Here is a 23387-nt window from a genome sequence, read left to right on the forward strand (position 1 = left end):
TCGATCACCCCACCATCGCCGCCGCCGCCGCCAGATCCACCGACAACACCCGGCTCACCCCGCGCTCCTGCATGGTCACGCCGTAGAGCCGGTCCATGTGCGCCATGGTCAGCTGATGGTGCGTCACCACCAGGAAGCGCGTGCCGGCCTCGCGCACCATGTCGCCGAGCAGGGAGCAGAACCGCCCCACATTGGCGTCGTCGAGCGGCGCATCCACCTCGTCCAGCACGCAGATCGGCGCCGGGTTGCAGCGGAACACCGCGAACACCAGCGACAGCGCGGTCAACGCCTGTTCGCCACCTGACAGCAGCGACAACGTCGCCAGCTTCTTGCCCGGCGGCTGCGCGTAGATCTCCAGACCCGCCTCCAGCGGATCGTCCGATCCCACCATGCCCAGATGCGCGCGTCCGCCGTTGAACATGCGCGCGAACAGGGACTGGAAATGCCGGTCCACCTGCTCGAACACCGCCAGGAGACGCTCGCGCCCTTCGCGGTTCAGCTGGCCGATCTGGCCACGCAGACGGGCGATCGCGGTTTCGATCTCTTCCCGCTCGCGCACGATCGTTTCCATGCGCGCCGTCGCCTCGTTCAGCTCCAGATCGGCGCGCAGATTCACCGGCCCCATCGCGTCCCGTTCGCGCACCAGCGCTGCGATGCGCCGGCGCAGGGAGGTTTCGGCGTTCTCGGTCAGATCGGCCGGTATCTCCGTCGGCGGTTCCGGCGTGTCGGCCAGAAGGCGGGCCAGGATCTCCGCCGCCTGTTCCGCGCGCCCTTCCGCCCGCAGCAACGCTTCGCGCGCGGCGGTCGAGGCCGCGTCCGCATCCCGGCGCCGCGACGCGGCCTCGGCCGCCGCCGTTTCCGCAGCCTGGAGCCGCTCGACGGCGCGCCCATGCTGCGCCTCCGCGCCGGACAATGCCGCTTCGATCGCACTGCGCCGCGCCATCTCGCCTTCGGGATCGAGCCTGCGCGTCTGCGCGTCCTCCCGCGCCGCCAGCAGGCGTGCCCCGGCGTCCTCCGCCTCGGTCCGCGCCGCCTCCAGACGCCGTGTCCAGTCCACGATCGCCGCCCGCAGCGGCGCATCGCGCGCTTCCAGCGACGCGGCCTCGCTCAGCAGCGCACTGCGCGCTTCCGTGGCCGCCCGCTCCCCCTCGCGCGCCTCCAGCAAGGCCAGATCCGACAGCGCCGCCGCTTCGACGGCAGCCTCCACATCCGGCAGTGCCGCCATCGCCCGTTCGAGCAGCGCGACCGCATCGGCCGCCGCCTTGTGTTCCGCTTCCGCCGCCGCGCGACGTGCCGACAAAGCCGCGATCCGCGTTTCGGCCTCGCGACCCAGGGCAGCGATCCGGTCACGCTCCGTGATCCGGGACGCCAGTTCCGCCCGGGCCGCTTCGCGCGCGTTTCTCGCATCCTGCTCCGCGTCGGACGCCGCTTTTGCCCGCGCCTCCGCCTCGCTCGCCGCGTCCCGCGCCGCGTCCGGCGCCAGCGTGCCCAGCGCTGCGCGCGCCGCGACCAGAGCCGCGTCCGCCGCCGCGCCTTCCTCGCGCAACCGCTCCAGCGCCGGCAGGAGCGAGCCCCGCGCGGTCTCGTGCGTGCTGTGCTGCGCCGCCAGGGACGCCACGGTGGCGCGCGCCGCCTGCAACGCCGTATCCGCCGCCGCCCGTGTTCGGCGTGCCGCGTTTTCCCGCTCCTGCGCCGACGCATCCGCACGCGCGGCGTCCGTGGCCGCCGTCGCCAGAGCCTGCTGCGCGGGCAGGGCGTCCAGAGCGGTGCCCGCCGCCGTCCGCGCCGCCTCGGCCTCGGCGAGCGCCGCATCCGCACGGCTGCGTCGCGGCTCCGTCGCCTCGAGCCGGGCGCGGTTCTGCGCGTCCTGCAAGGACAGCCGGTTCTCGTGCTGCCGCGCCGCGTTCAGCGCCTGCTCCGCCACGCCACGCTCCCGGCGGAGCGTTTGCAGCGTTTCGCTCAGCGCGCCGCGCCGGCGCGCAATCTCTTCCAGCGCGGCGACGGCAGGCGGCAGCGCCGCATCGGCCTCCGCCAGCGCCGCCAGCGTGTCGCGATGGCGCGCCCGCTGCTGCAACCGGATCGAGGCCGCGCTCGGCTGGCCGGCCTCGATCCTGAACCCGTCCCAGCGCCAAAGCGCCCCGGCGCGCGTCACCAGGCATTCGCCGGGCTGCAACGCCTCGTGCAGGGCGTTCCCGTCCGCATCCTCCGGCAGCAACCCGGCACGGTCCAGCGCACGGCATAGCGGTGCAGGCGCGTCGATCAGCGCCGACAAAGGCTGGGCCGAGCCCGGCAGGGCGCGGGCGGGCAGGGGCAACATCGCCTGCCAGCTTTGCGGCGCGTCCGGCACGCAGCCCGCATCGAGCCCGTCCGCCAGAACCGCGGCCACCGCCAGTTCCAGCCCGGACGGCACCTCCAGCAACTCGCTCAAAGGCGCCCAGGGCCGCGATCCCGCATCGGCCCCGGCCGCGAGCGCCTGCGCCAGACCGTCCGCCTCGGCGGCCAGACGCGCGGATCGGTCGCGCAACGCCGACAGCGCCTCGCCCTGGGCAGTGTGCTCCGTCTGCGCCGCGTTGTAGTCCGCCTCCGCCGCCTCCAGCGCGGCATTCACCGCGGACGAAGCGGCCTCGGCCTTCCGCCGCGCGTCCACAGCGCCCGCCAAAACGCCGTCCGGCAGCGCCGCCGCCAGCGCGGCTTCGTGGTCGCGCCTGGCCTGGACGTGCTCGTTTCGCGCCCGGTCCAGCGCCGACGCCGTGCGGTTCCGCTCCGCTTCCGCCTGGGCGCGCGCGCGGGCGCCGTCCCGGCTGCGACCCTCCGCCTCCAGGCGCGCGGCGGCGGCGGTCCTGCGCGCCCGTTCCGCCTCGTCCAGCGTCCGAACCGCCTCGGCCAGCGCGGTTTCCGCGTCCTTCACCGCTGCGTCGGCCGTTTCGCGCCGTTCCGCCGGCACCAGCCTGCTTTCCGCCTCCGCCAGACGGGTCCGCAGCGTCGCCTGCTCGCGCCCCAGCCGTTCGGCGCGCGCGGCGGCGTCCTTTTCCGCATCCAGCGCCGCCGCATGGCGTCGCGAGGCGTCCTCGGCCGCCAGACGCGCTGCATCCGCCAGCCTCGACACCTCGGCCCGTGCAGCGATGGCCGCATCCAGCGCCGTTTCCGCGTCACGCGCGGCCTGCTGCGCGTCGGAAAGCGCCTGTTCCAGCAGCGACAGCGCGTTTCCGTCCGGCGCGTTCGCCCGCACCTCGTCCAGCTCGGCACCGATCTCCGCCAGCAGCGCGTCGGCACGTGCCGAACGGCTCGTCGCGGCCTCCGCGTCGCGTCGGTGCTCCGCCGCGCGCGTTCTGGCCGACGCAGCATTCTCCTCGTTGCGTCTATGCGCGGCGGCGGCCGTCTCGATCGCCGCCCGCGCCTCCAGGCCGCGCCCTTCCGCTTCCGCCAGACGCGCCGGCATGGTGTTCCGCGAGTCCGCCAGCGCCGCGTGTTCGCCCCCGAGCCGCTCCACCTCGCGCTCGGCATCGGCCTGGCGCGCTTCGGCGGCTTCGCAATCCTCGCGCGCCTGCGCCATGCGGCGGTCGGCGGCCTCGGATTCCTGCAAGGCGCGCTCGCCTTCGCGCGCGGCACCTTCCGCCTCGATCCGGCGTCGTTCCAGCAGGGTGCGGGCCAGCGCTTCTTCTTCGCGCGGATGCGCCAGGGCGGCGGCGGCGTGCTGCTCGGCGGCGATCGCCGCTTCCAGCGCCCCTTCCGCCGCGACGCGCTGGCGCTCGGCCTCGATCCGGGCCGCACCGGTGAGCTGCACGGCACGGTTGGCGCGCGCATGCAGCACCGCCAGCAGAGCGGTTTCCCTGGCGCGCAGCTCTTCCGCCACCGTCCGATACCGCGCCGCCTGTTCCGCCTGGCCGGACAGGGATCTGGTCTGCGTTTCCAGCTGGAGGCGCAGATCCTCGGCGCGGGCGAGGTTCGCCTCGGTGGCGCGCAGCTTGAGTTCGGCCTCGTGCCGGCGCGCATGCAGACCGGTGATGCCGGCGGCTTCTTCCAGCACCGAGCGCCGTTCTTCCGGGCGCGCGCCGACGATCGCCGCCACGCGGCCCTGGCTGACCATGGCGGAGGAGCGCGCGCCGCTGGCCAGATCGGCGAACAAGGTCTGCACGTCGCGCGCCCGCGCCTCGCGCCCGTTGATCCGGTAGGCGCTGCCGGAACCGCGCTCGGTGCGACGGCCGATCTGCAACTCGGCCTGATCGTGCAGAGGCGGCGGGGCGAGGCCGGCCGCGTCCTCCAGCGTCAGGACGACCTCGGCCAGATTGCGTGCGGGCCGGCCCGCCGTTCCGGCGAAGATCAGGTCGTCCATCTCGCCGCCGCGCAGCGACCGGGCCGAGCTTTCGCCCATGCACCAGCGCAGCGCTTCCACCACGTTGGATTTGCCGCACCCGTTCGGCCCGACGATCCCCGTCAGGCCGGGCAGGATCTCCACGGAGACCGGTTCGGCGAAGCTCTTGAAACCGGCGATACGCAGCCGGGCGAACGTGACGGGCATGGACGGCGCGCGTTCGGAAAGGGCGGCGGGATCAGCCCCCGGCGGCGGAAACCTTCTGCGCGAAGGTGTCGTAATCCATCTCGCCGGAGAACAGGGTGGTGCCGAAGATGAAGGACGGGGTGGAATCGATGCCGTACTTCTTCGACGCCGCATCCTGCTTGGCGATGATCGCCTTGCTCAACGCCTGATCGTCGACCGTGTGCTGGAAGGTCTCGGCGGACATGCCGGCCAGCGCCGCCATCTTCTGCAGCTCGGCCTTGGGGTCCACGCCCTGGGCGAAGGCCCAGCGATCCTGGCTCGCCAGCAGCGACTCCACGAACGGAACGTAGCGCTCCGTCGGCAGCGCGCGCGCCACCATGGCGGCCATCAACGCCACCTGGTCGAGCGGGTAGTCCTGGAACACGTATCGGATCCGGCCGGTGTCGATCAGCTTCGCCTTCACCTCGGGAAACACGACCTGCGAGAAGCGGGCGCAATGGGTGCAGGTCAGGGAATACCATTCCTGCACGATGAGCTTGGCGTTCGGATTCCCGATCGCCCGCTCGCCCAGCAGCGGATCGCTCGGCGCATCGGCGAACGCGCTCCGGCTCGCAAGGGCCAGGCCGGGAGCGGCGATCAGCAGGGCGCGTCGGGAAAGGCTCATCGGCGAACTGGCTCCGGCAGGCAGGGGTTCCGGGGGAGCAAGACCGTCAAAGCCCCGTTGCGTCAAGCAGGGGCGCGCCGACATGACCCGATTGCAACGTTCTAGCCGTCCGATCCGCCCTTGGCGGCGATCCGTCCCCCCAGCCGTGCCAGCGCTTCGCCCAGCGCGCCGTCCACGCCCGCAACGGGCACCGGCGCCGGAACCGGCGCCAGGGGCGAATCCGTCACGCCCGGCGCGGGCAGCCCGTCCTGGGTGAAGCGCAGCCGCTCCACCACCTGCCGCCCGAGGCCGATATTGATCCGGGCGATCAGCTGCGCCGCCTGATGCTGCAATTCCAGCGCGGTCGGGCCGGAGGCGCTCAGGAACAAGGTGCCCCCGCTCAGCCGCTTGGGATGGATGCGCGCGGCCAGGGCCGGTCCGACCAGGGCAGGCCAGTCGGTCATGAGCTGCGTCGCGGCAGGCGAGCGCGTCTTGAAGGCTGGGCGGGTGATCGCCGGCAGCAGGGCGCCCAGCATGCGCGGGCCGTACGGGCTGCGCACGGGCGCGGGCGGCGTGTCCGCCTGTGCCGGCGCCCGCTTGCTGCCGCGACCATCCTTGCCCATAGACCCCGCCATGCCGTCCGAACCTCCCGTTGCAGCGCCCGCCGCCGCCGATCTGCTGCGATGGTACGACCGGCATCGCCGCCAGCTGCCCTGGCGCGCCGAGACCGGCGTGCTGCCCGATCCCTACCATGTCTGGCTCAGCGAGATCATGCTGCAACAAACCACCGTGGCGGCGGTGGGTCCGTATTTCCGGCGCTTTCTCGACCTGTTCCCGACCGTCGAGGCTTTGGCCGAAGCGCCCTCCGAGCAGGTGATGAGTGCCTGGGCCGGACTCGGCTACTACGCCCGCGCCCGAAACCTGCATGCCTGCGCCAAGGCGGTGGCGGCTCTGGGCGGCTTTCCCCGCACCATCGACGCGCTGCGCGCCCTGCCCGGAATCGGCGCCTATACCGCCCCCGCCATCGCCGCCATCGCCTTCGGCATCCCCGCCGTGCCGGTGGACGGCAATGTGGAGCGCGTCTGCGCCCGCCTGTTCGCGATCGAGGCGCCTTTGCCCGCCGCCCGCCCGGCTCTCGCCCGCGCCGCCGCAGCCCTCGGGACCGACGCGCTGGCGCAGGCGCGCCCCTCCGATTTCGCCCAGGCCCTGTTCGATCTCGGCGCCACGATCTGCACCCCGCGCAATCCGGCCTGCACCCTCTGCCCCTGGCGCGAGCCCTGTCTCGGCCGACGGACCGGGGCGCCCGAGCGCCTGCCGGTGAAGGCGGCGAAGAAGGAACGGCCGGAGCGGCACGGAATAAGTTTCATCGTGCATGATAATACGGGCCGGCTGCTGCTCCAGACCCGCCCGCCGCGCGGCCTGCTCGGCGGCATGTCCGAACTGCCCGGCACCCCCTGGCGCCCCGAACCCTGGAGCGAGGCCGACGCGCTCGACCATGCTCCTGTCCTGGCCGACTGGCGCCCCGCCGGCAGCGTCCGCCACGTCTTCACCCATTTCGGCCTCAGCCTCGCCGTCTGGTCCGCGCGTTGCGACCGCATCCCGGCCGAGGCGCTGGAAAACCGCTTCCTCCGCGCCCCGGACGCGCTCGATGCCGAGCCGTTGCCGACCCTGATGCGCAAGGCGATCGCAGCCGGCGGCGGGGACTGAATCTCCGGAAACCGTGTCGGGACCGCGATATCCCGGTTTCGCCCACATGGAAGCCCCCGACTCGATCCACGGATTCTGTGGATAAGAGTCGGGGCCCTTTCATCCCCGTCCGTTGGGGGTAGGGTGACGCATGCGCTTCCTTCACACTTCGGATTGGCAGATCGGCAAGGGGTTCCGCTTCGCCGATGACGAGACGCTCGGCGTTCTGCAGGAGCAGCGGCTCGAAGCGATCCGGCGTATCGGCCGTCTTGCCCGCGAGCAGGCGGTGTCCGTCGTGCTGGTGGCGGGCGATGTCTGGGACATGGCCCAGCCCGCCGAACGCACGCTGCGCCAGCCGATCGAATGCATGCGCCCGTTCGGCGACATCCAGTGGCACCTGATCCCCGGCAACCACGACCCGCATCTGCCCGGCGGGCTGTGGGACCGGCAGCGCCGTCACGGCCTGCCCGCCAACATCCACCTGCACACCACCCCGGAACCCGCTTTGCTCGGCACCGACCCGGCCGGCCGTGAGGCCTGGCTGCTTCCCGCTGTGCTCGACCGGCGTCATGCGCTCGGCGATCCCACTGCGGTTCTGGACGCGATGCCGACCCCGGACGGCGCGCTGCGCATCGGTCTCGCCCATGGCTCCGCACGCGGTTTCGGCTCCGATCCCGAGGACGGCGCCAACCGCATCGCCGCGGACCGCGCCACGCGCAGCGGCCTCGATTATCTGGCGCTGGGCGACTGGCACGGCGCCGTCCAGGCCGGTGCGCGAAGCTGGTACAGCGGCACGCCGGAAACCGACGGCTTCGATCGCGGCGGCGATGGCGGCGGGTCGGTGCTGCTGGTCGAGGCGGGGGGCGGCGCGGAGCCCGTGGTCTCCCGGCATCGCGTCGGCCGCTTCCACTGGCATCGCGAGACCGCGACCCTGTTCTCCGCCGACGAGATCGATGCGCTGGAACACCGCCTGCGCGATCTGGCCGGGGCCGATCCGGGCGACGTTCTGGTCTGGCTGCGCGTGTCCGGCGCGCTGTCGGCCGAGGATCAGCTCCGGTTCGAGCAGCGCATCCGCGACGGCGTCGGCAGCGCGCTGCGTGCGCTCCGCATCGACGACGACGCCCTGGAACCGAGCCTCGGCGGCACCGATCTGACCGTGCTCGGCACCGGCGCCCTGCGCGATGCGGCCGAGGCGCTGCACGGTCGCGCTTCCGGCGCGGACCGGATCGCCGCCGCCGCGCTGCAACGTCTGTTGCTTCTGGCGCGACAGGAAACCGGCGCATGAGGCTGCGTTCGCTCTCGGTCGATCAGTTCCGGCGCTTCGACCGGCCGATGCGTCTGGACGGGATCGGGAACGGCCTCAACGTCCTGTGCGCGCCCAACGAGTTCGGAAAATCGACCCTGCTGGCGGCGATCCGCGCGGTGTTGTTCGAGCGGCACACTTCGCGCACCGAATCCATCCGCTCCTATCAGCCGCGCCTCGGCAGCACCGCGCCCAGCGTGTCGCTCGCCTTCGAGCATGGCGGCGTTTCGCACAGCATCGAGAAGCGGTTCCTGTCGCGTCCGCAGGCGCGTTTCGTGTCGAACGGCACCGTGTTCGAGGCGGATGCGGCGGAGGAACGGCTGGCCGGTCTTCTCGGCGTGTCCGCAGCCAGGAGCGGCGCGCGCAACGCGGCGCGGCAGACGGCGTCGATCTGGGACGCGCTTCTGGTGGATCAGGGCCAGAGTTTCGCCCAGGCCGAACTGGGCGAGGGCGCCCGCGCCACCCTGTCCGCCTGTCTCGATGCCGAACTCGGCGCCGTCAGCGGCGGCGTGGCGATCGCGCGTTTGTTGAAGCCGGTTCTGGCGCAGCTGGCCGAACGTCTCGACGGGCACGGCCGCCCGCGCGACCGCTACAAGGCCGCCATCGCCGAGGTGGAGGATGCCGCCAGGACCGGCGAGGCTCTGGCCGTGCGCAGGCGGGCGTTGGAGAACGACCTGTCGGAGCTGGAGGCGGCACGTCGCGCTTTGGCGCAGGCGAGCGATCCGCGCCTGGAAACGGAAGGGCGTGCCGCTCTGGCCGAGGCGCGGCGCCAGCGCGACGCGCTTCTGGGCCAGCGCGACCGCGTCAAACAGGCGACCGGCGCGGTCGAACTGGCGGCCGAGCAGCGCAAGCAGGCGCTGGACGAGATCGCCCGTCGCGACGCTTTGCGCACCGAGCGCGACAAGAACGAACGGTCCTTGTTGCTGCTGCGGGAGATGGAAACCGAAGCCCGTCGGCGTCTCGCCGAGGCCGGCGCCGCGTTCGAGGCCGGTCGTGCCGCGCACACCCAGGCCCAGCAGCGCGCCGACGCGGCTGCACGCACGGTGGAACGCCTGCGCACGCAGCGCGACGATGCCGCACGGCGTGCCCGGCACGCGATTTTGCAGGACCGTCTCCGTGCCGCCGAAGCCGAGACCGACCGCATCGCCGCCTTGTCCGCGCGCATCGCCGCGAGCAGACCGGACGAAAAGGCGATCGGCGTTCTGCGCCAGCTTTCTCTGGCCGATCGTGGCGATCGCGCCGCCCTTCTGGCGCAGGCGACGGTGGTGTCGATCCGGTTGCAGGTGCCGGCGACGCTGGAACGGCAAGGCGTGTCGGATACGATGCTGGCGCCGGGGGCGCAGCGTGTCGAACTGAACGGTCCTGCGCGGCTCCTGATCGACGGTGTCGGTTCGGTGGAGATCGTGCCGGCGGCAGGCGACCGCGACGCGCTGATCGAAAAAGCCCAGAACAGTGCACGCATGTTGCGTCAGGCGCTCGATGCGGCGGGTTGCGCCGATCTGGAACAGGCCGAGCGTCAGGCGGCGGAGCGCGCGCGTCTGCTCGTCGAACGGGAGGATGCCAGACGCGCACTCGCTCATGCCGCCGGGACGGACGGACTCGCCGCCTTGCGCGATGCCGAGGCGGCGGCGCGTCCTGCGAACGACATCGTGCCGATCCCGGATGAGACCGCGCTGCTGGACGCGTTGCAGCGCGCGCAGAGCGAGGCAGGGGCGGCGTCCGTGGCGGAACGCGACGCGCGCGATGCCCAGCGTGCGCCCGAAGCGGCCCGCGATGCGGCGCGCACGGCGCTCGCGGAAGCGGAACTCGGTGTTCGCACCGCGGACAACGAGCGCATTCGCATCGCCGCTGCTTTGGACGGGGCCGAACAAGCCGAGGCCGACGCCGCGCTGGCGGCGCGCGCCGATGACGCCGATCGAACGCATCGGGATGCCAGCACGGCTTTATCCGCTCTGCTTGCCGCTGCACCGGAGGGCACGGTGGCGCTGGCCGATGCGCGCATCCTTCGTCTGGAACAGGCCGATCGCAATCGTGCCGATGCGCAAACGCGGGAACGCGAACGCATCGCCCGTCTGGAAGCACGCATCGCGGCCGAGGAAGGCGCCGGTCTCGACGAGCAGATCGAACAGGCGGCGCGGCGCGGCGAGGATGCCGCGCGCATCGTGGCCGACAACCAGCGCGAGATCGCGATCCTGACCCTTCTGCGCGACACGCTGCGCGACGCGGACCGTGCGGCGCGCGAACGCTTCCTGGCGCCGTTGATGGGGCGCATCTCGCCCTATCTGCGCGCTTTGTTTCCCGGCGCCGATCTGGCGCTCGACGACAGTTTCGCCGTGTCCGGGCTGATCCGGCCCGGCGCGGGCGCGGATGCGGAGGAATTCGGCAGCTTGTCGCACGGAACGCGCGAACAGGTGGCGATCCTGGCGCGTCTGGCCTTCGCCGACATGCTCGCCGCCGGCGATCACCCGTCCTTCCTGGTGCTCGACGATGCGCTCGCCTTCGCCGATGCCGATCGCATGGACCGGATGTTCGACATTCTGCACGAGGCCGCACAGCGTCTGCAGATTCTGGTGCTGACCTGCCGCCCCGATGTCGCCGCGCGTCTCGGCGGCCATGCCCTGACGCTGGAGCCGGCATCGTGACGCGCCGTCCGCCGCTTCTGCCGATCTTTCTGGATCTGGACGGGCGGGTCGCGTTTCTGCTGGGCGACGGCGAGGCGGCGGAGCGGCGTGCCGCCACGCTGTCCGCCTGCGGCGCCACGCTGCGTCGCGAGGCGTCGCGGTTCGCGCCCGTCATGCTGGACGGATGCAGCATCGCCGTCGGTGCGGAAGCGCCGGACGAGGCGCTGCTGGCGATGACGCGAGAGGCCCGCGCGCGCGGCATCCCGTTCAACGTGGTGGACCGGCCGTCCTTGTGCGGGTTTTCCACCCCGGCCGTGGTGTCGCGTCCGCCTTTGCAGGTGGCGATCGCCTCCGGCGGTGCGGCGCCGGTTCTGGCGCGTCTTCTGCGTGCGCGCATCGAGACCCTGGTGCCGCCCGCTTTTGGCCGCCTCGCCGAACTTGCCGACCGCCTGCAGGCCGAGACCCGGGCGCGCCTGCCGGATGTCCTGCGACGTCGCCGCATGCTGGAGCAGGCCTTGTCCGGGCTGCCTGCCTCCCTGATGCTGGAGGGGCGCGAGGCGGAGGCGGAGGCGGCCTATCGCGCGGCGCTGGACGCGGCGGAAGCCGGCGGCGCCTTGCCGGAACGCGGCGTGGTGCATCTGATCGAGACCGGCGATGGCGTGCCGGACCTGCTTTCGCTGCGCGCCCTGCGTCTGCTGGGCGAGGCCGACGTGATCCTGCATGGGGCAGGGGAAAGTGCTGCCATTCTCGAACTCGCCCGGCGTGACGCCGCCCGGCGGGTGGTGCGCGACGACGCCGTGGCGGTGATGACCGAACTTGCGTCGCGCGGTGTCAAGCTGGTGCGGTTGTCGCCTGCGCCGGGCGAGGACTCCCTGCTGCGGGGCGATTTCGACGTGCGCCGCGTTCCCTGCGCCCGAATGAACGCGTCCGGCGATTGACGCCGCGCGGTCCTGCGGTTGAACTCGCCGCCGTTCCGTTCCCCGTTCGAGGTATGCCGATCATGAGCCTGCGCGCCGAGCTCACGGAGAAGATCGTTCGCCTGAAGATCGAGCGCGATCTGAGCTGGTCCGGGCTCGCCGCTCTGGCGCCCGAGCTCAGCAAGGAGTTCGTCACCGCCGGTCTTCTGGGCCAGATGACGCTGCCGAAGGCGGCGGCGGAGGCGATCGGCGCGGAACTCGAACTGGAGCCGTTCGAGATCAGGCTGTTGCAGGAGCCGCCCTCTCGCGGATCGCTGCCGAGTTCAGTGCCGACCGATCCGCTGATCTATCGTTTCTACGAGCTGGTGTCGGTCTACGGCACCACCTTCAAGGCGTTGATCCACGAGGAATTCGGCGACGGCATCATGAGCGCCATCGATTTCCGCATGGATCTGCAGCGCGAGCCGGACCCGAACGGCGACCGCGTGGCGATCACCATGAGCGGCAAGTTCCTGCCCTACCGTTCATACTGAAAGAAGGTTCGACCGATGTCTCTTTCCCGCACCAACGCGCTGCGCGCCGGCGCCGCCGCTCTTCTGGCCGCCGGCCTCGCCGCGCCGGCGATGGCGCAGACCGCGCCGGGCAGCTACACGCTGACCAAGATCACCTTCCAGGGCAACAGCCAGGTTCCGACCGACGAGCTGATGGCTGCCCTGCCGTACAAGGCCGGCGACAAGGTCGATCACGCGGCGCTGCAGGAAGACGCCAACGCGGTCGGCGCCGTCTACCAGAAGCACAATGTCGGCGCCGGCATTACCCAGAAGATGACGTCTCTGCACAACAAGGCGCAGCTCACCTACATCATCGACGAGAAGGCCCCGGTCGCGCCGACCGTGGTGCATGTGGGCATCACCGCCGACACGGTGAGCGTGACCGGCAACAAGAAGATCCCGACCGCCGCCATCCTGGCCGCCGCCAACATCAAGCCGGGCGACACCGTCACCAACGAGAAGATCCAGGCCGCGCAGACCGCGATCCAGGGTCTCTACAAGAAGGCCAATATCGGCTCCAGCATCAGCACCGACTGGACCAATGCGGCCCAGGCGCAGCACATTAATCTGGTGTTCAAGATTACCGAGAAGGATGATGACAACTAAGGGGCTTCTTTTTCTGTAGAAAAAGAAGCAAAAAGACTTTTGTCCGTTTGGAGTGCGGCGAGGTATCTTGCCCATACTCCAACGGACAAAAGTTCTTTGGTTCTTTCTTTCAAGAAAGAACATTTCTCTTGTTCTGGCTTACTCAGCCGTAAGCCGCCAGCAGCGCCCGCGCCATATCGCGCGCATGGTGTTCCAGTTCCGCATCCGCCAGATCGCCCGCGGTCCAGAACGACAGCACCCCGCGAAAGCCGAACGCCAGCAGCGGCGGAAGCTCCCGCATTGCCTGTTCCGGGACGCGCAGCCCGTCCGCGTCCGCCAGGGCCAGACGCCAGAACGCGGCCGAATGCGTCCACACGCCGCCCGGTCCCGGCGCGCCCAGCCAGCCCATCACCGCCCGGTTCACCGCGGGCTCTTCCAGCATCACCGCGGTCGCGATCTCCGTCGCCGCCAGCACGCGTGCGACGGCGTCGCCCGGCGGCGGCGCGGCCCGGAACCGGGCTGCCATCGCGTCGATCCGCTGTTCCGACAGGGCCCGCATGATCGCCGCCTTGCTGCCGAACCGGTTGAACGGCGTGGCGAAGCTCACCCCGGCTTCCGTGGCGAGGTCGCGCATGGAGAACTCGGGCCGCTCCTGACGCAGCAGCCGTTCCGCAGCCTCCACCACCGCCAGCCGCACGGCATCGCCTCTGGGGCGTGGATCGGACGCGGTCTTGTGTCTGCTCATGGCATATCTATATCATGATATAGTTGAAGCGATGGGGAGTGATGCTGCCATGACCGACGAGACCGCGAAAACCTTTCTGATCACCGGCGTCAGCTCCGGCCTGGGCCGTGCCTTCGCCGAGGGCGCGCTCGCGGCCGGACACCGTGTGGTGGGCACCGTGCGGCGGCAGGAGGATGCGGACGCCTTCGCCGCCCGTTCCGACCGCGCCTGGGCGGTGCGGCTGGACGTGACCGAATACGATGCCGTCCCGGCCGCGATCGCCGAGGCGGACCGTGTGGCCGGGCCGATCGACGTGCTGGTGAACAATGCCGGCTATGGGCATGAGGGGGTGCTGGAGGAATCCTCGCTGGAGGATCTGCAGAAGCAGTTCGCCGCCAATCTGTTCGGCCCCGTGGCGGTGATGAAGGCGGTGCTGCCCGGCATGCGTGCGCGTCGGCGCGGCCATATCGTCAACGTCACGTCCATGGGCGGCTTCATCACCATGCCCGGAATCGCGTTCTATTGCGGCAGCAAGTTCGCATTGGAGGGCGTGTCGGAAGCGCTGGGCAAGGAGGTCGCCGGGTTCGGCATCAGGGTGACGACGCTGGCGCCGGGGCAGTTCCGCACCGAATGGGCCGGGCGTTCCATGCAGCGCACCGAACGCTCGATCGCCGATTACGACGCGGTGATGGACCCGATCCGAGACGCGCGCCGGAGCAAGAGCGGACGCCAGCCTGGCGATCCGGCCCGGGCGGCGCAGGCGTTGCTGACGCTGGTGGGTTCGGACGATCCGCCGTCGCGGCTGCTGCTGGGCGAGGATGCGCTGACGCTGGTCACCGGGAAGCTGGATGCGATGCGCGCCGAGATCGACGCCTGGGCCGCGCTGTCCCGCTCCACCGCGTTCCCCGATTGAAAAGAACGGGGCCGGTCTGGTGTCCGGCCCCGATCCGCTCAGCCTGTGCGCTTGCGCGACGAGGTGGTGCGCGACGCGCTGCGCGGGCGGTCGCCGCTGGGCGGGCCGCGACGCACCGGAGCGCCGGTGCTGTCGCTGCGACGGGTGCCGCCGGAGGACGGCGGCGCGGAGGCCGGCTGGATGCGCACCTCGTCGTCCTCTGCGCCGGAAATGCAGCTCGCGAAGCGCTCGGCCATCTCAGGGGCGATCTCGAAACGCGTTTCCGCGTCCATGATGCGGATCAGGCCGATATCGCGCTTGGTGACGCCGCCCAGACGGCAGATCAGCGGCACCAGCCATTTCGGGTCGGCCTTGTCCTTGCGGCCGACCGGCATGCCGAACCAGACGCCTTCGCCGCCGCCCTGCGCCACGCGCGGGTGACGCTCGCGATGCGCCTCGCGCTGCTCGTAGCGGTTCTGCGTTCCCGGCTCGCGTGTGCTCTGGCGTGGCGCCGGACCGGGCTGGACGGTGCGGATTTCTTCCGGGTCGGGCAGGCGGGCGCGATACAGGCGCACCAGGGCGGCGGCGATCTCTTCCGGGGTGCGGCCGGCCAGCAGCGACTGCGCCAGGGTCTGGTCTTCCGGCGTCGGTTCCTCGGTCAGGATCGGGTCGGCCAGCAGGCGCTCGCCGTCGCGGGCGCGGATCTCGTCGGCGGTCGGCGCCGAGCTCCAATGCGCCTGCACGCGCGCGCCCATCAGCAGCTGCTCCGCCTTGCGGCGGCGGATCTGCGGCACCACCAGGACGCAGGTGCCCTTGTTGCCGGCGCGGCCGGTGCGGCCGGAGCGGTGCAGCAGGGTGGCGGAGTCGGTCGGCAGGGCGGCATGGATCACCAGCTCCAGCCCGGGCAGGTCGATGCCGCGCGCCGCCACGTCGGTGGCGACGCAGACCCGCGCCCCGCCGGAGCGCAGCAACTCCAGCGCGCGCGAACGCTCGGTCTGGCTCAGCTCGCCGGACAAGGCGACGGAGGTGAAGCCGCGCTCCATCAGGCTCGACTGGAGGTGGCGCACCATCTCGCGTGTGGAGCAGAACACCATGGCGGTGGGGCTCTCGAACCAGCGCAGCACGTTCACCACCGCCTGCTCAGCCTCGTGCGGGGCGGCGAGGACGGCGCGGTATTCGATATCGGCGTGCTGCTTGGCGCCCGAGACGGTGTCGATGCGCAGGGCGTCGCGCTGGTATTTGCGGGCGAGGTTGGCGATCTCGCGGGCGATGGTGGCCGAGAACAGCAGCGTGCGGCGCTCGGGCGGCATGGCGCTGAGAAGCTGGTCCAGTTCGTCCTTGAAGCCGAGATCGAGCATCTCGTCGGCCTCGTCCAGCACGACCACGCGCAGGGCGGACAGGTCGAGTCGGCCGCGCGACAGATGGTCGCACAGACGGCCCGGTGTGCCGACGACGATATGGCAGCCGCCCTCGAGCGCGCGCGCCTCGCGGCGCACGTCCATGCCGCCGATGCAGGGCACGATGCGCGCGCCCGCATCGGCATAGAGCCAGCTCAGTTCCTTGTGCACCTGCACCGCCAGTTCGCGGGTCGGTGCGATCACCAGGGCCAGGGGACGCTGGGCGCGGGTGAACCTGGCCTCCTCGCCCAGTAGGGTCGGCGCCGCAGCGAGGCCATAGGCGACGGTCTTGCCGGAGCCGGTCTGCGCGGACACCAGCAGGTCGCGCCCTTCGGTTTCACCCTGCAGAACCGCCTGCTGAACAGGCGTCGGTTCCTCGTAGCCGCGAGCCGCGAGAGCGCTGGCCAGGGAAGGATGGGTGGCGGGGAAGGGCATGAAGCAGCTATTCCATCGAGGCGGACAGGCCCGGAACCGCCTTGCCGCGATGGCGGCAAACGGTTCGGGCAGACGGTCGAAATCGGTTCGAGAGGCCGCTACATAGAGAGCCCTGCCGCAAAAGGCCAGGAAAACCGCGCGCGGTTCTCCCCCGCGACCAGCGCTCCGCTAGGCGCCGGGGCCGATCCAGCGGTCGATGGCCGCCTGGGCGGTGTGTACCGCGACCTTGAATGAGCCGCGCAACCCTTCGCCGCGGGCGACGCCGCGTTCCGCGCCCTCGCTCGGACCGTTCTCGGGAAAGATGGTCCATTCGCGACCGCGATCGTTCTCGGTGCCGATCACGTAGCGGCATTCCCGGTAGAACAAAGTCTGATTCATACCGCCGGTCCGATCTACCTGGGTTTCCGGACACACAACGCGGCAATCGCCGGTTTGTTCGCTATTCGGACCTGTTTGTTAACCAAATCCTTACCTCCGTGGGTCAGCTTTGCGGCATCGCAACAGATGCCTGGAGCCCGAACCGATGCGCCCGCTTCTCACCGCCGCCGCCTTTCTGTGTTTCGCCGGCATCACCGGAGCCCGTGCATCCGAGATCCCGGTCAGCCAGGCCAACCACGTGTTCAGCCAGCAGACTTTGGCCGTCACCAGCGGCGACTGGGTGCTTCTGAGCAACGATGACGGCATCCCGCACGATCTGAGCGTCACTGACGAGGATGGCGAGCCGCAGGATCTGGGTCTGCAGCAGCCGGGCAAGGTGCTGCGGGTCCATTTCGTCAATGCCGGCGAATACACGATCCGCTGCTCGCTGACGCCCGGCATGCGCATGCGCGTCATCGTTCGCTGAGGACCGGCCATGTCCCTCGGCGTTCGTATCGCGGCCGTCTGCCTTCTGTTTCTGGGGATCATCGGCGGCATAGGCTGGGTCGCCAACAGCTCGGACGAGGCTCTGGGCGCCGTCGCCATCAACATGTACGATGACAGCTTCCGGGGCATGTTGTTCGCCGGGCAGGCCCGCACCGATTTCACCCGCTACGAGGACAATCCGTCCGACCGGTCCAAGCTGCAGCCGATCCTGGACCGGCTGAAAGTGGCGTCGGACCAATCGGTGTCGCCGAAGACCAGGGCGCTGACGGAGGAACTCATCGCCGGGATCGGCGCACTCGCCGCCAGCTCAGGCGTGCCGAACGGCGCGGACATCGCCAAGCTTGACCACACCATGCAGCGCCTGGCCCAGCACTACGCGAATGACGGGCTGAACGCGCGCGATCAGGCCGATGCCATGTCGCATCAGGCGCATCACCGCGTGATGCTGACGCTGGCAATCGCCGCTGTGCTGATGCTGGCGGGTGCGGCCGTGCTGTTCCTGTCCACCGTTCCGCCGATCCGCCGTGCCGTCGCGGTGGCGCAAGCGATCGCCGGCGGTCGTCTCGACAACGAGATCGACGTGCGTGGCAGAAGCGAGACCAGCGCTCTTCTGCGGGCTTTGTGCGCCATGCAGCGTTCCATCGCGGACTCGCTGTCTGCCCTGGAGGCGCAACGCACGGCCGAACGCGAACAGGGCACGCGCGCCGAGCAGCGCGCGCAGCAGCTCGGCGACGCCGCCCGGCAGTTCGAAGGACGGGTGGAAGCGGCCTTGCGCGAACTGACGCAGCGCACCGAACAGATGCGCGAGATGTCCACCACCATGTCCCGGTCGGCGGAAGACACGAGCCGGCAGGCCGGTCTGGTGGCCGATGCCGCCGAGGCGACCACGGGCGACGTTCGTTCGGTGGCGGCGGCGACGCGTCAGCTCGGGGCATCGATCCGCGAGATCGCCGGCCAGGTGACGCGCTCCGAGGCGGTTGCCCGTTCCGCTGTGGATCAGGCGCACCGGGCCGATGTGATCGCCACCGGGCTGACCGGTTCGGCAAACGAGATCGGCTCCATCGTGGAGCTGATCCGCAGCATCGCGCGTCAGACCAATCTTCTGGCCCTGAACGCCACCATCGAAGCGGCGCGCGCCGGGGATGCCGGAAAGGGCTTCGCCGTGGTGGCGACGGAGGTGAAACAGCTCGCGCTGCAGACCGCCACTGCCACCGACGGGATCGCCACCCTGGTGGAGACCATGCGGCAGAACGCTGCCGAGGCGGCGGACGCCGTGACCGGAATCGGTGCCACCATCGTCGAGATCAGCCGCATGAGCGGTTCCATCAGCGCGGCGGTGGAACAGCAGGATGCGGCGACCCGCGATATCGAGGGGAGCATCGCCCGGGCGTCCGGCGCCACCGAAACCGTCTCCTCCAACATCGCCACCGTGACGGTCGCTTCCGGCACCGTCCGCACCGCCGCAGGGCGCGTCCTGGAAGCCACCGAGGCGGTCAGCGGCGAATCCGGCCGTCTGCGCGACGAGGTCGGATCGTTCCTGCAGCAGGTTCGTCGCGACGCGGCCTGAGATACCCGGAACCGGCTCGCGCGTCGGCGCGCCGGTTCCTGGTCACCTCCGATCCGGTTCGCAATCCGGTCCCGGGGCGTTGCCCGTCACGGTCGGCGGAAGGGGCGGTCGCGGCGGGGCGGGGCGCAATCTTTCGAACGCATCGCCGAGCCGAAGAAGCGTTGCCTCCGACCAGTCCGTTCCGATGAACGACAGGCCGACCGGCAGAGATGACACCGTTCCCATCGGCACGGTCAGATGCGGCATTCCGGCGACGGCGGGCAGGGTGCTGGCCGCTCTTACGCCGATCTCGCCATGGCCAGGATCGAACGGCCTGGCCGGCCCGGCGGTGGGTGCCACCAGGGCGTCGAGCCGGAACCGGGCGATCGGTTCTTCGATCGCCCTCCGGGCCAGACGCAGGCTCTCCGCGCGCGCGGAGAGATAGAGCGGGTCCCGCACGCCTGTCGTCGCCTCGGCCCGTTCGAACAGTTCCTGTCCGAACAGAGCGAGTTCCCGGCCTGCATGCCGCAGGTTGAAGCGGATCAGCTCGTCGAGGGTTTGCGGCTGGTCCCGAACCGGGCTGTCGGCGAGATAGGCGGCGAGCCCGGCTTTCAGCTCCGTCAGCAAAACCAGATTCTCGTCCCGGTCGATCCGCTCCATGCCCTCGACCGTCGCGATCTCCACCAGTTCGGCCCCGGCCCCGGACAGCCGCTTCAGCGTGGCCTCGAACACGGCGTCCACGCCGGGATGTTGACCGGCCAGGAAGCGCAGCACGCCGAGCCGCTTGCCGGACAGCGTCGGTTCCGCGCCCAATGCCGCCGCGTAGCCCGTGCGCCGCCGATCCGCCTTCCTCGTGGCCGGATCGAGCGGGTCGGACCCGGCCATCGCGTCGAGCATCCGGGCCGCATCGGCGACGCAGCGCGCCATCGGACCCGGCGTATCCTGGCTGGCGGAAATCGGCACGATCCGGCTTCGCGACACGAGCCCCACCGTCGGCTTCAGCCCCACCAGACCGCATACGGAGGCGGGCATGGTGATGGAGCCGTCGGTTTCCGTGCCGATCGCCAGCGGCGCCAGCAGGGCGGCCACCGCTGCGGCACTTCCGGAGGACGAGCCCGAGGGCGAGCGGTCCAGCGCGTAAGGGTTGCGTGTCTGTCCGCCGAGCGCGCTCCAGCCGCTGACCGAGCGCGCCCCGCGCATGTTGGCCCATTCGGACAGGTTGGTCTTGCCCAGGATCACCGCGCCGGCCGCACGCAGGCGGGCGACGATCGGCGCGTCCCGGTTCGTCCGGTTGCCCAGCAGGGCGAGCGAACCTGCCGTGGTCGGCAGCGCGCCTGCCGTCTCGATATTGTCCTTCACCAGCACCGGCACGCCTTCCAGCGCGCGGGGCGGATGGCGCTCGCGATACCGGTCGCTGTTGCGCGCCTGCTCGATCGCGTCGGGGGCGATCGCCAGGACCGCATGGATTTCCGGGTCGATCTCCCCGATCCGCCGCAGCAGATGCGCGACGATCCGCTCTGAACGCAGCCGGCCCGCCTCCATCGCCGCCAGCAGGGCGCTGACGGACAGGGTCTCGATCGGGTCGATGTCGGCGGTCATGCTGGAGAATCCGGGCTGGGGAAACGAGCCGGAGTACGCCCCGGCCGGGACGCGGCACCCCGTCGGACCGCAGCCCGGACCCGAAACGGGGCGAAGGCGGCCGGGCCTAGTGCGCCGCCATGTCCTTACCGCCCATGTCCATGCCGGGCATCGCCTTCGCGTCCCCGTCCTTGTTCGCCGGGTGCGCGGCCAGCCATGCCTTCATGAAGGCGATCTCGCGATCCTGGGCGGCGACGATGCCGCGCGCCAGCTTCAACAAGGCAGGGTCCTTGCCATGGGCCAGTTCGACCTTGGCCATGTCCACCGCGCCGATATGGTGCGGCAGCATCATCGCCACGAAATCGTGGTCCGGGTCGCCGGTCATGGTGGCGTCCTGCATATCCTGCTGCATGCGCTTCATGCCGTCGCGCATCTGCGCGTCGGCCGAGCCCGGCACCATGTTGCCCATGCCGCCCGCGGCCGGATTGGCCAGCGCCGTGCCGGCCATGCCCAGCAGCAGAACCAGGGGAGCACCCAGACGGAAGGCGAAGCGGGACATGGCGGATCCTCGAACGATGGGCGCGCATCCTTGGCCGGCGCGGCACGGCTGGCAACCCGGCGCGCCCTCGCTCCGGTTCGGCGTTCCCCCGTTGCCCGACGGAACGACGCGGGCAGGCTCGTCCTGGCAGAACCGCCGGTTGCGGCGACGGGGTGCCAGCCGACGTTCAGGAGACGGTTGGTCCACCCCGCCGCCGGATCGCCGCGACGGTCACCGGTGCCGCGACGGTTCATGGCGACCGCGCCGCGTTCCGACGGCTCCGCGTCGCGCGTCATGCGCGAGCGGTTTCGGGCGCGATCCGTCACGGACGGCGCCCGGCGCGTCTGCTCCCCGGAGCGTCGGCCCCCTGCGCGTGACCGCCGCCACGCCCGGTTTCATCGGGACGGACGCGTTCGTCGCCCGCAACGCCGTCCCGCGCGGCAATCGTTTGTTTCCGCCGGGGCGGCTCCGCTATAGGGACGCGCATGCAGCTCGATTTCCACAAGATGCACGGCGCGGGGAACGATTTCGTCGTGTTCGACGCGCGCGACCGTGCGATCGCGCTCCCGCCGCGCACCGTGGCGGCCTTGGCCTGCCGGCGCACCGGCATCGGTTTCGACCAGCTCGTTCTGATCGAACGCGATGCGGCGCCGGACAGCGTGTTCGTGCGCTTCTTCAATGCCGACGGTTCCGAGTCCGGCGCCTGCGGCAATGCGTCGCGCTGCATCGGCTGGCTGGTGGGCAAGGGCGTGCCCGGCGCCGTCTGCACCATCCGCACCGTCGCCGGGCGTCTGCCCGCGCGCATCCTGTCCGCCGATGCGGATGGCGGCGGCGGTCAGGTGACGGTCCGTTTCGAGCCGCCGCGCCTCGATTGGCAGGACGTTCCCTTGTCGCGCGAAGCCGACACGCTGCATCTGCCGCTGCCGGGCGATCCGGCCGGCTGTTCCATGGGCAATCCGCACGCCACCTTCTTCGATCCCGGTCTCGACCCCGGCATCGAAGGACCGCGCTTCGAGCGCGACCCGCTTTTCGCCGAGGGGGCCAATATCGGCTTCGCCACCGTCCTCGCCCCGGATCGTCTGCGCCTGCGCGTGTTCGAGCGCGGCGCCGGTTTGACGCTCGCCTGCGGCTCCGGCGCCTGCGCCGCCGTGGTGAATGCCGCCCGTCGCGGTCTGTGCGGGCGCGACGTGACCGTGCTGGCCGATGGCGGCGAACTGCGCGTGCGCTGGGACGAGGACGGGGTGCATCTCTCCGGTCCCGCCCGTGTCAGCTTCGCCGGCACCGTCGATCCCGGGGCGTTCGTGTCGTGAGCGCGCCAGACATCCTCACCTTCGGCTGCCGCTTGAACACCTACGAGAGCGAGGTGATGCGCGGCCATGCCGCCGGGCTCGACGACGTGGTGATCGTCAACACCTGCGCCGTCACCGCCGAGGCCGAGCGGCAGGCGCGACAGGCGATCCGCCGCGCGCATCGCGACCGGCCGGATGCGCGCATCGTCGTCACCGGCTGCGCGGCGCAGCTCGATCCCGCGCGCTGGGGCCAGCTTCCCGGCGTGGTGCGCGTGCTCGGTAACGAGGACAAGCTCCGGCCGGAAAGCTGGAGCGAGGCCGCTCTTTCGTCCGGCGACGCCGTTTCGGACATCATGGCCGCGCGGGAAACCGCTGCGCATCTGGTCACCGAGTTCGCCGGCCGTTCCCGCGCTTTCGTGCAGGTGCAGCAGGGCTGCGACCATCGCTGCACCTTCTGCATCATCCCGTTCGGACGCGGCCCGTCGCGTTCCGTGCCGATCGGCGCCGTGGTGGAACAGGTGCGCGCTCTGGTGCGCGGCGGCTATCGCGAGGTGGTGCTGACCGGGGTGGACATCACCTCCTACGGCTCCGACCTGCCTGGACAGCCGGCGCTGGGCCAGCTCTGCCGCCGCCTTCTGGCACTGGTGCCGGAGCTGGAGCGCCTGCGCCTGAGTTCGCTCGATCCGGTCGAGATCGACGACGATCTGTGGCGTCTGGTGGAGAACGAGCCGCGCCTGATGCCGCATCTGCATCTGTCCCTGCAGGCCGGGTCGGACATGGTGCTGAAGCGCATGAAGCGCCGCCATCTGACCGAGGATGCCGCTCGCGTGGTCGAGCGTGCACGCCGTCTGCGCCCCGGCATCGGCTTCGGCGCCGATCTGATCGCCGGTTTCCCGACCGAGGACGACGCCTTGTTCGCGGAAACGCTCGATTTCGTCCGCACCCACGCGCTGCCCTATCTGCACGTGTTTCCGTATAGCGAGCGCCCCGGCACGCCGGCCGCGCGCATGCCCGCCGTGCCGGTCGCGGTCCGTCGCGAGCGTGCCGCCCGTCTGCGCGAGGCCGGTGCCGAAAGCGCCGCCCGGTTCCACCAGGCGCTGCTCGGCCAGACGCTGCACGTGCTGTTGGAAACGCCGACCGGCGGCCATTCGGAGCAGTTCGCGCCGGTGCGGTTCGAGCATGAGGCCGGGCAGCCCGGCCAGCTCGTTCGCGCGCGTGCCTTGTCCGCCGACGCGTCCGGCGTGTCCGCCCATCTGCTCGACGCCGTTGCCCCGCTGGGCGCCCCGGCAGGCGCCGTTCAGCCCGTTTCCGCTTGAGGTT

19 protein-coding genes are annotated in these 23387 nt (G+C 71.0%); 11 read left to right on the forward strand and 8 right to left on the reverse strand.

Features of this window, described 5'->3' with window-relative positions; translation table 11 throughout:
- Positions 1 to 4: 4 nt before the first annotated feature.
- The 3 genes from ACZ5BM_RS12435 to ACZ5BM_RS12445 all read right to left on the reverse strand — a co-directional run bounded on the left by ACZ5BM_RS12435 (position 5) and on the right by ACZ5BM_RS12445 (position 5776).
- Positions 5 to 4519, reverse strand: coding sequence for a coiled-coil domain-containing protein (locus tag ACZ5BM_RS12435; RefSeq protein WP_498908359.1), 4515 nt, complete (start codon positions 4517 to 4519; stop codon positions 5 to 7).
- A 31-nt stretch (positions 4520 to 4550) separates the two neighbouring features.
- A complete protein-coding gene (locus ACZ5BM_RS12440) occupies positions 4551 to 5162 on the reverse strand; it encodes a thioredoxin domain-containing protein (protein WP_498908360.1) in 612 nt (203 codons plus the stop codon).
- A 101-nt stretch (positions 5163 to 5263) separates the two neighbouring features.
- On the reverse strand, positions 5264 to 5776 hold the full coding sequence (locus tag ACZ5BM_RS12445) for a DciA family protein (RefSeq protein WP_498908361.1): 513 nt from the start codon (positions 5774 to 5776) through the stop codon (positions 5264 to 5266).
- Between ACZ5BM_RS12445 and ACZ5BM_RS12450 the strand changes: the two genes are divergently transcribed.
- The 6 genes from ACZ5BM_RS12450 to ACZ5BM_RS12475 all read left to right on the forward strand — a co-directional run bounded on the left by ACZ5BM_RS12450 (position 5775) and on the right by ACZ5BM_RS12475 (position 12825).
- A complete protein-coding gene (locus ACZ5BM_RS12450; RefSeq protein WP_498908362.1) occupies positions 5775 to 6848 on the forward strand; it encodes an A/G-specific adenine glycosylase in 1074 nt (357 codons plus the stop codon). The two genes, ACZ5BM_RS12445 and ACZ5BM_RS12450, sit on opposite strands and share 2 nt — an antisense overlap.
- A 130-nt stretch (positions 6849 to 6978) precedes the next feature.
- Positions 6979 to 8112, forward strand: coding sequence for a metallophosphoesterase family protein (locus ACZ5BM_RS12455; protein WP_498908364.1), 1134 nt, complete (start codon positions 6979 to 6981; stop codon positions 8110 to 8112).
- A complete protein-coding gene (locus ACZ5BM_RS12460; protein WP_498908365.1) occupies positions 8109 to 10772 on the forward strand; it encodes an AAA family ATPase in 2664 nt (887 codons plus the stop codon). Before ACZ5BM_RS12455 ends, ACZ5BM_RS12460 begins: the two co-directional genes overlap by 4 nt.
- On the forward strand, positions 10769 to 11689 hold the full coding sequence (locus tag ACZ5BM_RS12465; protein WP_498908367.1) for a precorrin-2 dehydrogenase/sirohydrochlorin ferrochelatase family protein: 921 nt from the start codon (positions 10769 to 10771) through the stop codon (positions 11687 to 11689). Before ACZ5BM_RS12460 ends, ACZ5BM_RS12465 begins: the two co-directional genes overlap by 4 nt.
- Positions 11690 to 11751: 62 nt before the next feature.
- Complete coding sequence (gene cynS / locus ACZ5BM_RS12470; RefSeq protein ID WP_498908369.1) at positions 11752 to 12201, forward strand: cyanase; 450 nt, start codon at positions 11752 to 11754, stop codon at positions 12199 to 12201.
- Positions 12202 to 12216: 15 nt separating this feature from the next.
- Entirely contained in the window at positions 12217 to 12825 is a 609-nt protein-coding gene (locus ACZ5BM_RS12475; RefSeq protein ID WP_498908370.1) for a POTRA domain-containing protein, read from the forward strand.
- 142 nt (positions 12826 to 12967) lie between these two features.
- Here ACZ5BM_RS12475 and ACZ5BM_RS12480 read toward each other — a convergent pair whose 3' ends face one another.
- Complete coding sequence (locus ACZ5BM_RS12480; protein ID WP_498908372.1) at positions 12968 to 13549, reverse strand: TetR/AcrR family transcriptional regulator; 582 nt, start codon at positions 13547 to 13549, stop codon at positions 12968 to 12970.
- A gap of 49 nt (positions 13550 to 13598) precedes the next feature.
- On the opposite strand from ACZ5BM_RS12480, the gene ACZ5BM_RS12485 reads away from it, so the two are divergent.
- Positions 13599 to 14441: an oxidoreductase gene (locus ACZ5BM_RS12485; protein WP_498908374.1), complete on the forward strand. Its 843-nt coding sequence runs from the start codon at positions 13599 to 13601 to the stop codon at positions 14439 to 14441.
- A 38-nt stretch (positions 14442 to 14479) separates the two neighbouring features.
- Here ACZ5BM_RS12485 and ACZ5BM_RS12490 read toward each other — a convergent pair whose 3' ends face one another.
- A complete protein-coding gene (locus ACZ5BM_RS12490; RefSeq protein WP_498908376.1) occupies positions 14480 to 16252 on the reverse strand; it encodes a DEAD/DEAH box helicase in 1773 nt (590 codons plus the stop codon).
- A gap of 168 nt (positions 16253 to 16420) precedes the next feature.
- Positions 16421 to 16630 carry a hypothetical protein gene (locus ACZ5BM_RS12495; RefSeq protein ID WP_498908378.1) on the reverse strand — a complete coding sequence of 70 codons (210 nt, stop codon included), beginning with the start codon at positions 16628 to 16630 and terminating at the stop codon, positions 16421 to 16423.
- Positions 16631 to 16775: 145 nt separating this feature from the next.
- Between ACZ5BM_RS12495 and ACZ5BM_RS12500 the strand changes: the two genes are divergently transcribed.
- Together ACZ5BM_RS12500 and ACZ5BM_RS12505 are read left to right on the forward strand one after the other, a co-directional pair.
- Positions 16776 to 17096, forward strand: coding sequence for a cupredoxin domain-containing protein (locus ACZ5BM_RS12500; protein WP_498908379.1), 321 nt, complete (start codon positions 16776 to 16778; stop codon positions 17094 to 17096).
- 9 nt (positions 17097 to 17105) lie between these two features.
- Positions 17106 to 18683: a methyl-accepting chemotaxis protein gene (locus ACZ5BM_RS12505; RefSeq protein ID WP_498908381.1), complete on the forward strand. Its 1578-nt coding sequence runs from the start codon at positions 17106 to 17108 to the stop codon at positions 18681 to 18683.
- 42 nt (positions 18684 to 18725) lie between these two features.
- Here ACZ5BM_RS12505 and ACZ5BM_RS12510 read toward each other — a convergent pair whose 3' ends face one another.
- Together ACZ5BM_RS12510 and copM are read right to left on the reverse strand one after the other, a co-directional pair.
- Positions 18726 to 20261 carry an amidase gene (locus tag ACZ5BM_RS12510; RefSeq protein WP_498908382.1) on the reverse strand — a complete coding sequence of 512 codons (1536 nt, stop codon included), beginning with the start codon at positions 20259 to 20261 and terminating at the stop codon, positions 18726 to 18728.
- A gap of 106 nt (positions 20262 to 20367) precedes the next feature.
- Complete coding sequence (copM, locus tag ACZ5BM_RS12515) at positions 20368 to 20799, reverse strand: DUF305 domain-containing protein (protein WP_498908384.1); 432 nt, start codon at positions 20797 to 20799, stop codon at positions 20368 to 20370.
- Between the two features lie 464 nt (positions 20800 to 21263).
- On the opposite strand from copM, the gene dapF reads away from it, so the two are divergent.
- Positions 21264 to 22088, forward strand: coding sequence for a diaminopimelate epimerase (gene dapF / locus ACZ5BM_RS12520; protein WP_498908386.1), 825 nt, complete (start codon positions 21264 to 21266; stop codon positions 22086 to 22088).
- Positions 22085 to 23383 (forward strand): MiaB/RimO family radical SAM methylthiotransferase, encoded by a 1299-nt coding sequence (gene mtaB / locus ACZ5BM_RS12525; protein ID WP_498908387.1) that lies wholly within the window; start codon positions 22085 to 22087, stop codon positions 23381 to 23383. Before dapF ends, mtaB begins: the two co-directional genes overlap by 4 nt.
- Positions 23384 to 23387 lie beyond the last annotated feature (4 nt).

Source organism: Lichenicola sp. GTC18331, from assembly GCF_055386855.1.

What these genes read in the sequence shown, in the direction of transcription:
- dapF (WP_498908386.1), top strand. Translation starts at nt 21,264, where the DNA reads ATGCAGCTCGATTTCCACAAGATGCACGGCGCGGGGAACGATTTCGTC.
- ACZ5BM_RS12450 (WP_498908362.1), top strand. Translation starts at nt 5,775, where the DNA reads ATGCCGTCCGAACCTCCCGTTGCAGCGCCCGCCGCCGCCGATCTGCTG.
- ACZ5BM_RS12505 (WP_498908381.1), top strand. Translation starts at nt 17,106, where the DNA reads ATGTCCCTCGGCGTTCGTATCGCGGCCGTCTGCCTTCTGTTTCTGGGG.
- ACZ5BM_RS12435 (WP_498908359.1), bottom strand. Translation starts at nt 4,519, where the DNA reads ATGCCCGTCACGTTCGCCCGGCTGCGTATCGCCGGTTTCAAGAGCTTC.
- cynS (WP_498908369.1), top strand. Translation starts at nt 11,752, where the DNA reads ATGAGCCTGCGCGCCGAGCTCACGGAGAAGATCGTTCGCCTGAAGATC.
- ACZ5BM_RS12480 (WP_498908372.1), bottom strand. Translation starts at nt 13,549, where the DNA reads ATGAGCAGACACAAGACCGCGTCCGATCCACGCCCCAGAGGCGATGCC.
- ACZ5BM_RS12475 (WP_498908370.1), top strand. Translation starts at nt 12,217, where the DNA reads ATGTCTCTTTCCCGCACCAACGCGCTGCGCGCCGGCGCCGCCGCTCTT.
- ACZ5BM_RS12510 (WP_498908382.1), bottom strand. Translation starts at nt 20,261, where the DNA reads ATGACCGCCGACATCGACCCGATCGAGACCCTGTCCGTCAGCGCCCTG.
- ACZ5BM_RS12500 (WP_498908379.1), top strand. Translation starts at nt 16,776, where the DNA reads ATGCGCCCGCTTCTCACCGCCGCCGCCTTTCTGTGTTTCGCCGGCATC.
- ACZ5BM_RS12440 (WP_498908360.1), bottom strand. Translation starts at nt 5,162, where the DNA reads ATGAGCCTTTCCCGACGCGCCCTGCTGATCGCCGCTCCCGGCCTGGCC.
- ACZ5BM_RS12445 (WP_498908361.1), bottom strand. Translation starts at nt 5,776, where the DNA reads ATGGCGGGGTCTATGGGCAAGGATGGTCGCGGCAGCAAGCGGGCGCCG.
- ACZ5BM_RS12460 (WP_498908365.1), top strand. Translation starts at nt 8,109, where the DNA reads ATGAGGCTGCGTTCGCTCTCGGTCGATCAGTTCCGGCGCTTCGACCGG.
- ACZ5BM_RS12495 (WP_498908378.1), bottom strand. Translation starts at nt 16,630, where the DNA reads ATGAATCAGACTTTGTTCTACCGGGAATGCCGCTACGTGATCGGCACC.
- copM (WP_498908384.1), bottom strand. Translation starts at nt 20,799, where the DNA reads ATGTCCCGCTTCGCCTTCCGTCTGGGTGCTCCCCTGGTTCTGCTGCTG.
- ACZ5BM_RS12490 (WP_498908376.1), bottom strand. Translation starts at nt 16,252, where the DNA reads ATGCCCTTCCCCGCCACCCATCCTTCCCTGGCCAGCGCTCTCGCGGCT.
- ACZ5BM_RS12485 (WP_498908374.1), top strand. Translation starts at nt 13,599, where the DNA reads ATGACCGACGAGACCGCGAAAACCTTTCTGATCACCGGCGTCAGCTCC.
- ACZ5BM_RS12455 (WP_498908364.1), top strand. Translation starts at nt 6,979, where the DNA reads ATGCGCTTCCTTCACACTTCGGATTGGCAGATCGGCAAGGGGTTCCGC.